This is a genomic window from Streptomyces sp. NPDC004752, assembly GCF_053601275.1.
This window is the reverse complement of record NZ_JBSGBN010000100.1, coordinates 1-14,189: the sequence shown is the minus strand read 5'-3', so window position 1 is coordinate 14,189 and position 14,189 is coordinate 1. Positions and strand designations below refer to the sequence as shown.

General features: G+C 69.9%; 10 protein-coding genes. 2 read left to right on the top strand and 8 right to left on the bottom strand.

Annotation, left to right across the window (positions count from 1 at the left end):
• Positions 1-6: 6 nt before the first annotated feature.
• The 6 genes from ACWEKM_RS32705 to ACWEKM_RS32680 all read right to left on the bottom strand — a co-directional run bounded on the left by ACWEKM_RS32705 (position 7) and on the right by ACWEKM_RS32680 (position 6,428).
• Entirely contained in the window at positions 7-801 is a 795-nt protein-coding gene (locus ACWEKM_RS32705) for an enoyl-CoA hydratase-related protein (protein WP_451624883.1), read from the bottom strand.
• Complete coding sequence (locus ACWEKM_RS32700) at positions 798-1,985, bottom strand: CaiB/BaiF CoA transferase family protein (protein WP_451624882.1); 1,188 nt, start codon at positions 1,983-1,985, stop codon at positions 798-800. The genes ACWEKM_RS32705 and ACWEKM_RS32700 overlap by 4 nt, the downstream gene beginning before the upstream one ends.
• Positions 1,982-3,373 carry an FAD-dependent oxidoreductase gene (locus ACWEKM_RS32695; RefSeq protein ID WP_451624881.1) on the bottom strand — a complete coding sequence of 464 codons (1,392 nt, stop codon included), beginning with the start codon at positions 3,371-3,373 and terminating at the stop codon, positions 1,982-1,984. Before ACWEKM_RS32695 ends, ACWEKM_RS32700 begins: the two co-directional genes overlap by 4 nt.
• A 12-nt stretch (positions 3,374-3,385) precedes the next feature.
• Positions 3,386-4,684 (bottom strand): MFS transporter, encoded by a 1,299-nt coding sequence (locus tag ACWEKM_RS32690; RefSeq protein ID WP_451624880.1) that lies wholly within the window; start codon positions 4,682-4,684, stop codon positions 3,386-3,388.
• Between the two features lie 98 nt (positions 4,685-4,782).
• Positions 4,783-5,388: a helix-turn-helix domain-containing protein gene (locus ACWEKM_RS32685; protein WP_451624879.1), complete on the bottom strand. Its 606-nt coding sequence runs from the start codon at positions 5,386-5,388 to the stop codon at positions 4,783-4,785.
• A 464-nt stretch (positions 5,389-5,852) separates the two neighbouring features.
• A complete protein-coding gene (locus tag ACWEKM_RS32680; protein ID WP_451624878.1) occupies positions 5,853-6,428 on the bottom strand; it encodes a TetR/AcrR family transcriptional regulator in 576 nt (191 codons plus the stop codon).
• Between the two features lie 74 nt (positions 6,429-6,502).
• Between ACWEKM_RS32680 and ACWEKM_RS32675 the strand changes: the two genes are divergently transcribed.
• Both ACWEKM_RS32675 and ACWEKM_RS32670 read left to right on the top strand, forming a co-directional pair.
• Entirely contained in the window at positions 6,503-8,338 is a 1,836-nt protein-coding gene (locus tag ACWEKM_RS32675; RefSeq protein WP_451624877.1) for an ABC transporter ATP-binding protein, read from the top strand.
• Positions 8,339-8,542: 204 nt separating this feature from the next.
• Positions 8,543-9,907, top strand: a complete 1,365-nt coding sequence (locus ACWEKM_RS32670) for an FAD-dependent oxidoreductase (protein ID WP_451624876.1) — start codon at positions 8,543-8,545, stop codon at positions 9,905-9,907.
• 74 nt (positions 9,908-9,981) lie between these two features.
• On the opposite strand, the gene ACWEKM_RS32665 is transcribed toward ACWEKM_RS32670, so the two are convergent.
• Positions 9,982-12,021 (bottom strand): alpha-amylase family protein, encoded by a 2,040-nt coding sequence (locus ACWEKM_RS32665; RefSeq protein ID WP_451624875.1) that lies wholly within the window; start codon positions 12,019-12,021, stop codon positions 9,982-9,984.
• Between the two features lie 302 nt (positions 12,022-12,323).
• Positions 12,324-14,189: FtsX-like permease family protein (locus ACWEKM_RS32660; protein ID WP_451624874.1), on the bottom strand; the 1,866-nt coding region annotated here is incomplete at its 5' end.

Here is a 14,189-nt window from a genome sequence, read left to right as displayed (position 1 = left end):
TTCCCTTCATCGCCCCGGCCACGCGGGCCGGCGCTTCTCCTGGAAGGCGAGCACGCCCTCCTTGCTGTCCTCGCTGTCCAGTGCGGTGGTCAGGGCCGGCAGCCGCAGCGCGTGGGCGTCCCGCGGCGACAGGTGCGCGCCGCGCTGCACCATCTGTTTGATGGCACGGAGCGAGGTGGGCGCGCAGGCGAGGACGTCGGCGGCCCAGCGGTCGACCGCCTCGTCCAACTCCCGTACCGGCACCACCTCGTTGACCAGTCCCATCCGGTGCAGCTCGGCGGCCGACGCCCGTCGCCCGGTGAGCAACAGGCCCATGGCCTGGGTGTGCGGCAGCCGTCGTACGAGCTGGAAGACGCCGCCGTCGAGCGGGATGCGGCCGACGCGGGGTTCGGTCAGGCCGAACTGGGCGTGCTCGGCGGCGATGACGATGTCGCAGCCCAGCACCATCTCCATGCCGCCGCCGAGCGCGTAGCCGCCCACCCGGGCGATGACGGGGACATCGAGGGTGGTGCGCAGGCTCAGGCCGCCGAAGCCGTTCGGGTCGAGGTCGGCCCAGTACTCAAGGCCGGTCTTCGCGACGGCGCCCGCGGACATGTCGGCGCCCACGCAGAACGCCTTCTCGCCGGCGCCGGTGACCACGACGACGCGGACGTCCCGGTCGGCCTCGATCTCGTCCCAGATGGCGTTCAGCCGTGCGGTGGTCTCGGGGTCCACGGCGTTGAGCACCGCGGGGCGGTCGATGGTGACCCGGGCGATGTGTCCGTCGCGCTCGTAGCGGACCTCGTCGGGTGTCGCGTTCATCGCAGGACGCCCTTCTCCCGCAGCAGCGCGATCTGCTCGGGCCGGTAACCCAGTTCGCCCAGCACCTCGGCACCGTGTTGGCCGAGCCGCGGCGGGACGCGGTGTACCGCGGCCGGTCCGGCCGACAGATGGATCGGGGCGTTGAGAGCGCGGATGCGTCCGGCCACCGGGTGGTCCATCTCGACGATCATGTTGTTCACGGCCGTCTGCTCGTCGGCGAGCGTCTGTTCCAGGCTGTGCACCGGGGCGCACAGGACGTCCTGTTCCTCCAGTCGCTTGACCCAGTACGCGGTGGTGTTGCCGGCGATCCGTTCGGCGAAGATCCGCTGGAGTTCGGGGCGGGCGGCGAACTGCTGTTCCAGGGTGGCGAATTGGGGCCGTTTGCCGAGGTCCTCGTCGAGTTCCAGGGCGAGGCTGATGTGGTGCAGCGGATTCGCCGTGAAGCCGCCCACCATGCACAGCGCTCCGTCGGTGGTCTGGAACACCCCGGTGAGGGGCATGGCGGCCCAGTTGATCTCGGAGCCCCGGTTGAGCAGTTGGCACGCCTCCTGCATCTGCATATGGAGCATGGAGTCGTACATCGACACCTCGACCTTCTGGCCCTCACCGGTGCGGTCGCGGTGCAGCAGGGCAAGCAGGATGCCCTGGAGCAGATGCATGCCGGTGGTGTAGTCGCACAGCGTGGTCGGATAGAGGGTGAGCGGGTCGTCCTCGGCGACCCGACGCCACATGACGCCGCTGTATGCCTGGGCGACCGCGTCCTGCCCGCCCTTGTGCCGGTAGGGGCCGTCGGTGCCGAATCCCGTGCCGGATGCCCAGATGAGACGGGGGTTGAGGGCGCGCAGCGCCTCGTAACCGAGGCCGAGGCGCTCCATGACGCCGGCCCGGAAGTTGCTGACGACGACATCGGCGGTGCGCACCAGGTCCCGGACGATCTGGCGGCCTTCGTCGGTGCGGGTGTCGACGCTGATGCTGCGCTTGTTGCGGTTGATGGACAGGAAGATGGGGTTGTCCAGGCCCGCGGGGTCGGGGATCGAGGTGCGGGAGATGTCGCCGGTCCCGGGCCGTTCGACCTTGATGACGTCGGCGCCGTAGTCACCGAGCAGCTGGGTGCAGGACGGCCCCATGAAGACCTGGGTGAAGTCGATGACGGTGATGCCGCTGAGCGGCTGGGGGACGGTCATGCCGTGGCCTCCGTGGGCTGGTCGAGGGTCGCGTTCGCCGCGGGTATGTCGCCTGGGTCCGCGCCCTGGTCGCGCATGCGGCGCTGGATGACGGCGGGGTCGACGTCCCGTACCGCGATGCCCTGTTCGGCGGCCGTCGCGGCGGCGATGCCGGCGGCCTGGCCCATGGCCATGCACGGTGGGATCTCCCGGGACATCCGCTGGGCCTCGGAAGTGGCCGAGTAGTGGCGGCCGGCGACCACCAGCTGGTCCACGTCGCGGGGCAGCAGCGACCGGTAGGGGTAGTAGTAGTCGCGGCCGCGGGCGACGGAGTCGGGGAAGTGGCGGCGGGTGGTGATGTCGTCCTTGGTCATCACGTACTCGCCCTGGAGCAGCCGGGTCTGGCGCACGCCCATCTGCTCGGCCACGTCCAGCAGATACGCCTTCTCGAAGCCGGGCAGGTCCTGCTTGATGGTGTCCAGGACGGCGCCGATGCGGGCGCGTGCCTCGAACTCGGCCTCGGTGAGGGAGGCCGGGTCGGTGCCGTCGTAGCCGGTCAGGTGGGGGCAGTTGCACCACACCACACCGGGGACGGGGGTCTTGAGCCACCACAGTTCCCAGGCCCCGCCGAGCATCCGCTTGATCTTGCGGTTGATGGCGCGGACCTCGCGCGGGTTCTGCTGCTCGTAGTGCTCGGCCGCGTCGGTGTCGACGCCGCCGAGGCGGAAGACGAGAGTGGTGAGGTAACTGCCCTGGATATGGGCGGCACCGGCCCGGGAGGCCACGTCGATGTCGCCGGTGGTGTCGACGACGACCTCACCCATGATCGCCTGCGGGCCGGACTTGGTCTCGCAGACGACGCCCTTGACGGCGCCGTCGCGGACCACCGGGCGGGAGAACCAGCTGTGCAGGCGCAGATGGATGCCGTTCTCGCGGACCAGTTCGTTGGAGACCCGCTTCCAGCCGTCGGGGTCGAAGGCGACGGCGTAGCAGATGGGTTTGGGGGTGACGTGGGAGTGGAAGTCGAAGGCGCCCCAGCGGCCCCAGGTGGCCCAGGTCTTCGGGGAGGAGTGACGGTCCTCGGCAGGCGGGTAGACGGCGAGGCCCAGCTTCGCCATCCGCTCGACGTACTCGTCGACGATGCCGGTGACGGTCACCTCGTCGCCGTTGACCATGTCGTCCAGGACGAGCACCATGCCGCCCGAGGCGAGGCCGCCCAGCGCCGAGTAGCGTTCCAGCAGGGTCACCTGGGCCCCGCTGCGGGCCGCGGAGACGGCGGCGCTCACTCCGGCCGGGCCGCCGCCGACGACGATCACCTCGGACCGCTGGACCACGGGGGCTTCGATGGCGTCGAGAGTGACGGTACGTTCCTGGCCGGGTGTGCGGAGCGATGCGGCACTGTCGGACACGGGTGTCTCCTTTCAGCTTCCGACGCGGACGGAACCGCGACGGAACGCGAGCACGTAGAAGAGAACGCTGAGCAGGCACAGCGCGGCGGCGTAGGCGGGGAAGGCCCAGGGGAGGCCGGCTCGTTGGAACCACAGCAGGACGTAGGGAGCGGTGCCGCCGAAACAGGCGACCCCGACCGCGTAGCCCAGGCCGACACCGGTGACCCGGCAGCTCATCGGCATGAGGGTCGCGGAAACGGTGTTGTACAGGCCCATGGTGAGGGCCAGCACGGGCGCTCCGATCAGCATCACGGCCGCGAAGGACGTCATGCCGGGGGCCTGATAGACGAGGACCACGAACACCAGCGGGGTGACCGCGAGCCGGGTGGCAATGAAGGTGCGGGAGATCCGCTTGCGGTCGGCGAGCCGCCCGACCAGCGGGAAGAGGGCGAGGGCGCACAGTCCGCTCAGGGTGGTGACGGCGAAGACCGCGGTGGGGTCCTCCTCGTACGTTGTGCGGGCCAGGTTCGGCAGACCTGTGTTCCAGGTGTAGTTGAGCGCCTGGGCGCCGGCGACGACGAAGACGATGGCCAGCAGCGCCGCCTTGTTGCGGGCGACCTCGGCCCACACCTGGGACGTCTTCCGCACCGGGGCTTCGGTGTCCGACACGTGTGTGTGCAGGGTCTCCGGCAGGTTGCGGCGCAGCCACAGGAAGAGGAGACCGGCCAGGGCGCCGACCACGAAGGGGATGCGCCAGCCCCAGTCCTCCATGCGCTGCGCGCCCAGCGCGGTGCTGGTCAGAAAGGAGACGAGGGAGGCCGAGATGATGCCGACCTGGATGTAGACGCTGATGACGGTGCCGTAGCGGGCCGTCTGGCCCTCCGGTGCCATCTCCACGACATAGGTGGAGTTCAGCGGGGCTTCGATGCCGGTGGACAGGCCCTGAAGGATCCGGCAGGCGACCAGGATCACCCCGGCCCAGACGCCGATGGTGTCATGGGTGGGCAGCACCGCGATGACCCCGGTGCTCACGACCATGCAGCCGATGGACAGCAGCATGATGCGGCGGCGGCCGATCCGGTCGGCCAGTGTGCCGAGGACGAGGGCGCCGAGCGGTCTGGCGGCGAAGCCGACCGCGAAGACCGCCAGCGCGGACAGGGTGGAGGACAGGGAGTTGCTGGAGGGGAAGAACTGCGGGCCCAGATAGGAGGCGAGCAGCCCGTAGACCATCCAGTCGTACCACTCGACGGCGTTGCCGCCGCCGAGCGCCAGGAGTGCGCGTCGTGGGGAGAGACGGGTGGGGACAGCGGTTCTGTCGGTGAGCGATGCCATGCGGGGCACCTCGCAGGTAGAAGGCACAGGGATGCTGGCCGTGCGGGACCTGCGCCCGGGCCGACGGCCGGGGCGTTGGGAGGTGCGAGAGCCTGCGGCTACCAGCTGGGCGGAGTGATCACCCAGACGGAAGTGGCCGGCTCGTCGCCGGGGTTGGCGTACCAGTGCGGAATGCTTGAGGAGTAGGTGATCGAGTCGCCGGCCTCAAGCCGGTGCCGGACGCCGTCGAGGTAGATGTCCTTGACACCGGACAGGACGATCCCGAACTCTTCGCCGTTGTGGCGGAACGGGGTCCTGCTGGTGTCATGGCCCGGTTGGGTCTCGACCCAGACAACTTCGAGCGCTCCGTTGAGCGTGGGTGTGAGCAGCTCGTAGCGGGCGCCGTTCAGGTCGGTGCCGTGGAAGTCGAGGCTGCGGCGCTCTGTGCGCCGCACCACCGGACTGATCTGGTCGGTGAGGTGGAACAGCCTGCCGATGGGGATGTCGAGCCCGTGGGCGAGCTGCACCAGGGTCGCGAAGGAGGGGTTGCCCTTCCCGCGCTCGACCTGGCTGATGAGCCCGGTGCTCACCCCGGAGCGCCGACTGAGTTCGTCGAGGGTGAGGCCGTCCTGCTTCCGCAACACCCTGATCTGCAACCCCACCATGGCGATGAGCGCGTCGACGTCCGGTTGACCGTCCGGGGATATCGCAGTTGCGTCGCTCACAGTTCTCGACCGCCTCGTGGGATGAGAAGGGCTGCATCATGCCGTGCCGTCCAACGACCCACGGCCGGGGCCGAGTGTGTTCGCCGACGACCCGCGAGCTGCCGGGCTTGGCTCATATTGAAGAGCTTCAGCATGATGAAGACAAGCCTTCGGGATAAAGAACTTCACCGGAATGAGGAGCTGTTCGGGTACGGGCCCGGACCCGTGCAGCCTCCAGCCCGGATACGGCACGGTCTGGCCTGTGCGGTTCCCGACCGGGCCACCTGCACTGTTCGCAGGCTCTTCGAGCGGGCCGCAGGCCAAGCAGTTCTCGGGCGCCGCGCCTTGTCAGCGAGGCGGGTCCGTCGCGGCGTCGTCTCCTTCGGCGACCGGGCCGTCATGGAGGTCGGTGGTGAACACCCCGGTGTGCCGGTGGCGCCCGGGTGACTTGGCCTGTCGCTCCGCCAGTTGGACAGGGTCTCCCCTCAGGGCGCGACGGCCTTCCTCAGTGTGTGCAGGCACAGGGCCAGAGCTGTGTGTTTGGGGATGTTGTAGGAGCGGGCCTGTTCCCAGGCCGAGTACAGCAGGGACCACACCACGTCCCGCAGCCACTCCGCGCCCATCTCCGGGTCGATGCTGCCCTCCGTGTGACCACGGCGTACGGCACGCAGCAGCGCCTCGTCGGCGGGGGTCTCGTCCTCCCAGCCGGACCAGTTCATCAGCTGATGTGTGTCGAAGATCAAGGTCAGACCGTCGCCGAGCTCGAAGTACTCCTGGCAGAGCCGTTCCAGGGCCTTCGAGGCCGGGCCGTCTTCGAGCCGGGCACGGTCGGTGGCCGCCGCGACCTTCTCCAGGAGATCCGCGCCGACGGCCGCCAGCAGATCGGACCGCTCGGGGAAGTAGCGGTGCACGGTGGTGCGTCCCACTCCGGCGGACGCGGCGACGTCGGCGAGCGACGCGGTCGCGTCGGCTGACAGCAAAGCGACGGCGGCGTCGAGGATTGCGCGCCGTGTGCGGGCGCGCGTCCCGCTCTCGGTCACCGCGGTGTGGCCTTCGCCCATGTGCATACGGTAGCGCCTACCCCGAGATGGAATCAGGTTGACCAGTATAGAACAGCGATGTTCCAATCAGTGCCATGAGCGTTCCGAAAATGGCTTCCCGTGACGGGGCTGCTCCGCGGCTGCGGATTCTCTGGTCGTTCACCCGGCCGCACAAGGGCACGCTGGCGCTGGCCCTGCTTCTGGGGCTGGCAGGGTCGGCCACGGGACTGGCCACACCGATGGTCACCAAGTGGGTGCTCGACGTGCTCGGCGGATCGTCGTCGCTGGCAGGGCCGGTAGTGACGCTGCTGGGCCTGCTGGTGCTCAGCAGCGCCGTCACCTACTGGCAATGGACACTGCTCGGTACGCTGGGCGAGCACGTGGTCCTGCGAGCCCGCGAGTCGCTGGTGCGCCGCTTCCTCGCGGCTACCGTGCCCGCTGTCACACGGCACCCGCCCGGTGCGCTCGTCACGCGCGTCACCTCCGATACCGTCCTGCTGCACGAGGCGGCCACCGGCGCCCCGGTCGGCCTGATCAACGCGACGGTCATGCTGCTGGGGACACTCGTTCTGATGGGCACGCTCGACCTGGTGCTGCTGGTGGCCACCGTAGCGGCGGTCGCGGTGGTCGGCGTCCTGTTCGCGGTCCTGATGCCAGGGATCGCCGCGGCGCAGCAGCACGCCCAGAAGCATCTCGGACAACTCGGCGGCATCCTGGAGGGCACGCTCCGTGCGATCCGGACGGTGAAGGTCAGCCGCGCCGAGGACCGTACGGCCGAGCGCATCTCGGCCGACGCCCACGCCGCCGCCGAGTACGGCGTCCGTGCGGTCCGCCGCGAGGCGCTGGCCTGGACTATCGCGATGTCCGGAATGCAGTTGGCGATCATCCTGATTCTGGCTGTGGGAGCCTGGCGGGTCAGCGCGGGGCATCTGGAAGTCTCCAGCCTCATAGCGTTCCTGCTCTACGCGTTCGGGCTGATGGATCCGATCAGTGAACTGAGCCGGAACGTGACCGCTCTCCAGTCCGGAATGGCCGCGGCCGAACGCATCCGCGAGATGGAGGACATACAGACCGAAGCCACAACTCCGGTGGCGCCGAGGCCCCGCCGTGCCTTCCGCGACGCGGCTCCCTCGCCGGGCACGTTCTCTGCGGACATTCCCGTACTGGAGCTGAAGAACGTCACCGCGTCCTATGGCCCGGACACCGAGCCTGCGGTGAGGGACATCGACCTGGCCGTCCCCCGGCGCGGGCATGTCGCGATCGTCGGCCCGTCGGGAGCGGGCAAGACGAGCCTGTTCTCACTCATCCTGCGCTTCCTGGAACCGAACCACGGCGAGCTGTTCCTGGACGGCCGCCCCTACAGCGAGCACACGCACGGTGAGGTACGGGCGAGGCTGGCCTACGTGGAGCAGGACACTCCCGTAGTGCCCGGCACGATCCGAGACAACCTGCTGCTCACCCACCCAGACGCAACGGAGGCGGAACTCAGGCGCGTCCTGCACGAGGTCCGGCTGACCGAACGGATCGACGCCCTGGCCGACGGCCTCGGCACTCCCCTGTCCGGCACGGTCGTCTCGGGTGGCGAACGCCAGCGCATCGCCTTGGCCCGCACACTGCTGCGCGCTCCGGACGTGCTGCTCCTGGACGAGGCGACGGCTCAACTCGACGGGCTGACCGAAGCCGCCGTCCAGGACTGCATCCGCTCCCGTGCGGCCTCCGGCGCCGTTGTCACCATCGCCCACCGGCTGTCGACCGTGGTGAACGCGGACACCATCGTGGTGATGGAGGCGGGCCGCATCCGCGCCAGGGGACGACACCACGAACTCCTGGCCACAGACGCCTTGTACCGCGATCTGGTGGAGGCCCTGCGTATACCCGCCGCCGCCGCAGACGCGACGTCAGCCGACTCGTCGGCCGACACCTGTCGCTGACGCCGGCACTCCCCCGCCTGCCCCGCGTGGCCGGGCGCCAACAGCCCGTCCTGGCCTCGTCCTTCGGCCCGCCCGCGGTCGATCCCCGAGTGCTGTCTGCGCCGCGCCCCTCCCGATACGGAACGGGGTGCCGACGAGGACCGTTCGAACCGCCGCCGACCGCGGCCGGGCGACCGCACCTGACAACAGGAGAGACTGCCGACCATGAACCCCCCGAACTCCCCCAGTGGAATAGGACGCCGCGCGCTGCTCGGCTCAGCGCTGTCGTTGGGCTCGGCAGGCGCGCTGGCGTCGTGCACCGCAAGCAGGCCGACCGGGCCCCGCGGATCCGGTCGCGGCGGCCACAGCGACATCAGCGACCCGGTCGCATACCTGCGCACCTCATGGTCGATTGATCCCTTTGCCCGCTGCTCCTACTCCTACCTCACGCCCAGCACCCTGGGCGCGAACGCGCGCACCCTGCTCGCTGCACCGGTGGCCGGACGCCTGTACTTCGCCGGAGAGGCGACCTCCGCCGAGGCACCCAGCACTGCCCACGGCGCTCTGGAAAGCGGACGCCGGGCGGCGGGACAGGTCACCGACGACGCCGCCGACGGTGAACACATCGTGGTCATCGGGGCCGGATTCGCCGGGCTCGGCTGTGCACGCGCCCTGGCCGACCGGGGCTTCCGAGTGACCGTTCTCGAAGGACGCGACCGAATCGGCGGCCGCATCGAGACCCGGCACCTCGCAGGAGTACCCGCCGAGCTGGGCGCATCATGGATCCACGGCTCCACGGACAACGTGATGACCCAAGTCCTGCACGAGACGGGCGACTCCAGCTACGCGTTCGACTACGACAACTCCACCGGCGAGAACGAGGCAGCCATGGCGGCACTCGCCCACTACCAAGGCGGGCTGAAGGACGTGGACGCCCCGGACACCACCACCGTCGCCTCCGTGCTGCCCAGCAAACGCTCCGCCGCGCTGCGCACCGCGCTGAACATCGAATACGCCCTGGAGTACGCCGCCGAGCCGGGCCAGTTGTCCGTGACCGCCACGCAGGAAGGCCGCGACCTCAAAGGCCCGGACCTGCTGCTGCCGCAGGGCTACGACCGGCTGATCGCACAGGTGCGCGGCGACCTCCCGGTCCGCACGCGGAAGGTCGTCACCGGCGTCCGGTACGACACCGACGCGGTCTCGGTGATCTTGCAGAGTGGCGAGGTCGTCTCCGCCGACCGCGTGGTGGTCACCGTCCCGATCGGTGTGCTCAAGGCCCGGACCATCGACTTCGAGCCGGCCCTGCCAGGCGACAAGCAACAAGCCGTCAAAGCGCTCGGAGCCGGTCTCCTGGACAAGCTGTGGCTCCAATTCCCCGAACCCTTCTGGGACACCGACGCCGATGTCATCGAATGGTTCGACCCCGACCACCCGAGCCTGTGGTCCTGGTGGGTCAACGGGTACAAGACCTTCGGCAAGCCCATCCTGCTCGGCTTCAACGGCGGCGACCAGGCCCACGCACTTGCCCGGCTCTCCGACGCCGAGCTCATCGCCGGCGCGCGGAGAGCCCTGCAACATATGCACACCTGACGCGTCCGTGTCGGGGTACGGACACGGGAGCCGTGTGCAGCGCGGTGCGGTCGTTGCCGCTGCCGACGGTGATCTCAGCCGCCGGGCCGGCCGAGCACGACCATGCCATGACCGTCGGCCAGGTCGACCGTGGTGCGCAGGTAGCCGTCCCGGTAGGTGAAAGGCAGTTCATGTCCGTGCGGTTGCAGAGTGACGGATGCCGGTTCCCGGTCCGCCTTCACCTCCAGTTCCATGGCGACCAGCGGGAACGGGTCATGAACCAGGTCGATGCCTTCCACCGCGAAGGTGAGCGCGCTGACCCCCTCGCCCTGCCGCGACGCCAGGAAGCTCAGCAGATGCACGACCCGCGTTCGTTCGGTATCGACAACCACCGCTTCCAGGTGTGCCGGTCCGTCGGCTCGGACCAGCGGATCGGGCAGGATGCGGGCGAAGATCGCCGACAACAGCCGGTGATACTCCTCGGCGGCGTGCCGTCCGACGGCGGTGAAGAGGGGGGCGGCAACGGTGGCCACGCTGCCGTTGACGACGACCGCCGCGCCGAGCGGGGCGCCGGTGCCGACGGGGGTGTAGTCGTGGCCGCTGAAGTTGTCCCATGTCCGCGGGAAGTACGGCGCGACCACATCCCACAGTGCGGTCCCCCGTGACGGTGTCAGTGGTCGGCTCGGCTCGTACATCACGTGCGCGAACGCGTCCGGGTTGCCGGATGCGCGCCAGAACGCGTGGTCGACGGGGGCACCGGCCGCCGCGATGCCCAGCGCGTCGAGCCGGGGCGTGCCGTCTTCCTCGATCGCCGCCGCCCCACTGACCAGTAGCGCTCCCCCGGCCTCGGCGAAACGCTGGAGTCGTTGGGCCAGGGGTCCGGTCAGCTGGGTCGTCTCGGGTACGACAACCGCTCGGTACTCGCCCAGTTCGGCGGCGGGCGGGAGGATGTCGAATTGCAGCCGGAGCCGCTGAAGAGCGCGGACAACTCCGACGCCGACCGGGCCCGGTGTGTCACCCAGCGCCGGATCGAGGAGCACCGCGACCTCCTTGACGTGCCGTCCGCCCTCGGTGAAGGGCTCGCACCGCTTGATATGCCGATACGAGGTCCCCACAAGCCGGTAAGTGTCAGGAGCGAGGCGGCCGCTGGGGTGCAACAGGTCACCGACGCCCGCGCTGATCCCGTACGCCAGCATCTGCGCACACTCGAACGTCAGGGCCGCTTGTGGCTTCAGGCCGCCGTTGTCGCCCCAGCTCTTGTGGAAGCGTCCGGTGTGGGCGAGGACCGGCTTGCCCAGCGGGCGCACGAACCGCGACACGTACGGCAGATAGGAATAGCCCCAGCCTCCGGTAGGCAGGGCTTCGATCTCCACGTGGTCCACGAAGGCCACTTCGTCGGTCAACGCGGTCTTGGGCCGACTGTTGAACCACACACTCATCGGAGCGCCGTCGGCGAGCCGTGGAAGGATCATCGCTCGATAGCGACCCATATACGTGTGGGCAACACTGCGGGCATATGTCTCACGGTCGGCGGCGTCGGTGACATCCAGACCCATGCTTCGCATGCCGTCCACGGCCCAGCGAGACGTCGATGGCTGGTCCCAGCACATGTCGAGGAAGACACCGTCGACCGTCCCCAAGGTCCTCAGCACGTCATCGAGTTGGCCCGCCAGGTAGTCCGTGTACGGGCTGGACATGTCCAGCACCTGCCAGCCGGGGTGGAACCGGCCCGGTGCCATCTTGACCAGGCGGCCCTCCTCGTCCGTGGCGACCCATTCCGGGTGGTGGTCCGCCGCGTACTCGTCGACCTGGACGCTCAGATAGACGGGCGCTTTGATGCCGAACCGGTGCAGCGCTTCGATCTGCTCTTCCAGCAGGTCGAGATTGTTGGCGAGGCCGGGGTGCCGTTCCGGCCGTTCGGTGCCGTAGTACAGATGGCCATGGTGGCACTTGGCGAACACCGTGACACTCTGCACGTCCGCTTCGGCAAGAGTCCGAGCGAACTCTTCTGGGTTGAACGCCTCCCCCACCCCGGTGATGCCCGGGCCGGTGTGGAAGTCGAGATGGACCATGCGTCTGGGCATGGCCGTGGCGGCCCGCCCACCGAGGTTCACGGAGTTCTTGTTCGTGCTCATACCTTGAGTGCTCCCTGGACGAGTACATCAAACGGTGCGCCAGCCCTGCTATACCTCCTGCCATACCTCGATTCACCCGATGATTACCCCGTTCGTTACCGTTGGCCAGCAGGCTAGGGTCACGCCACAGGGGCGTCAATGACCCGAATTCCCCCACGCGCCCACGACGACGCCCCTGATTCACCAGATGAATAGCCAAAGCCCGCCCCGCAGGCGTGACCGTGTCACCTGGCGAGACTCGTCAAGGAAGGAAGGCAAGAGACACCGAGCGTCGATGAAGTCCCCGCTGTGTGACGCTGGGCTCAGGCATTCCGGTCGCGTAGTGCCGCGCGTGCCGGGAGGCTGACGGCGAGCAGGCCGAGGCCCACCGCGGCCGCGGCGAATGCCCCGAACACCAGCGGGGGCACATACGGGGACTCCCCCGTCAGGCCGCGCATCATCGGGATCAGCGTGGCGGCGGCGATGGCCGTGCCCAGAACCACGCCCGCCACCGACACCAGCAGGCCCTCCCAGCGGAGCATCCGCATCACCTGGAGCCGGGTGGAGCCGACGAGGCGGAGCATGCCCAGCTCACGGCGGCGGTCGAGGACGGTCATCACCAGCGTGTTGGCGGCGGCGACGGCCGCGAAGCCGCCGAGGACACCGGCCATCGTGTAGTTGGCCCAGGCGTTGAGTTCGCGGTCGATGTCCTGCTCGACGGCGTAGCCGGAGGCGTCGGTGACCTTGCCCAGCGGGGCGAGGGCCTTGGCGTCTGCGCCCCGTACCAGCAGTGTGCTGTCGAAGCCCGACGTGACATGGGCGGCCAGGGAGGCGCGGTCCATGGTCACCGCCGCCAGGCCGAGGCCACGACCGTACACGGCGACGACCTCGGGGCTGGCCCTGGTGCCGTCCGGGAGGTAGAGCGGCAGCTTGTCGCCGACCTTGACCTTCGCCGACGTGGCGAGCGTCCTGTCGACGGCGATCCGGCCCTTGCCGACCCGTTCCAGACTGCCGCTGCGCACGTCGAGGTCCTGCACCTTCGCGAGCTGCGCGCCGGAGCCGGAGATCCCCTGGGTCGCCGAGCCCTGCAGCCACCTGTCGCCGCCGGAGCCGACGGGCACCAGCACCTGCGTGGTCAGCAGGCCGACGGCCGCGTCCACGCCCGGCGCCCGGGACGCGCGCTCCGCCGCGTCCACCGGCAGCCCGGCGGGGTGCGTGACCACATGGTCGGCGGTGACGCCCGCGCGCAGTTGCTCGGCGGCGACGTGGCTCTCGCTCGTATGCATGAAGACGAGCGTGGAGGCGAAGGCCATGGCGAGCACGATCGGGGTGATCGCGGAGGCGAGACGGCGGGCGTTGGTACGGGAGTTGGCCGCGGCGAGGGCGGCGGACGCGCCCGCGCCGCGCAGCGGCAGGCCGAAGAGCGCCGCGCACAGCCGCGCCACCAGCGGGCCGAGCAGCGCTACGGCGAGCATGAAGAGCATGACGACGCCGAGGGCGGCGTTGGCCGCGTCCTCCCCTGCCGAACGGGCGGCGAGGCCGGTGAGGAACCCGCCGCCGACGACGGCGCCCAGGCCCAGTGCGGTACGGATCACGCCGGGCCGCAGCCGCTCCACCGACGCCTCGGTCAGCGCTTGGCCGGGCTTGATCTTCGCGGGCCTGCGGCCGGCCGCCCAGCCGGCGGCGAGGGCGGTCAGCAGCCCGGTGCCGACGGCGGTGACCAGCGGGATGAAGGAGACGTGCAGGTCCACGGCCTCCGGGATGGCGCCGCGGTCCTTCAGCTGCCCGAACCACCAGCGCGCGAGCCCGATCCCGGGCAGGCAGCCGAGCAGCCCGGCGAGCGGCGCGACCAGCAGCGCCTCGGCGGCGACCGCGCGGCGGATCTGCCGCGGGGTGGCACCGATGGCGCGCAGCAGCGCGAACTCGCGCCCCCGCTGCCCCACCGAGAGCGCGACGGTCCCGGCCGCGGTGAAGACGGCGACCAGGGCGGCGATGCCGCCGAAGGAGCCGCCGAGCCCGGAGAGCAATTCCTTGGCGTAGCCGAGGCCGTGGTCCTCGACGGCGCCGCGGTCGTCGCCCACCGGCACCACGGCCCCCCGCCCCCCCCAGGCCCCCGCCAAGCCCGCAGCCGCCGGCGCCGCCTCCGCCCCCGACCAGCCCCCGGAGCGCCCGGCCACCGCCCTGGCCGG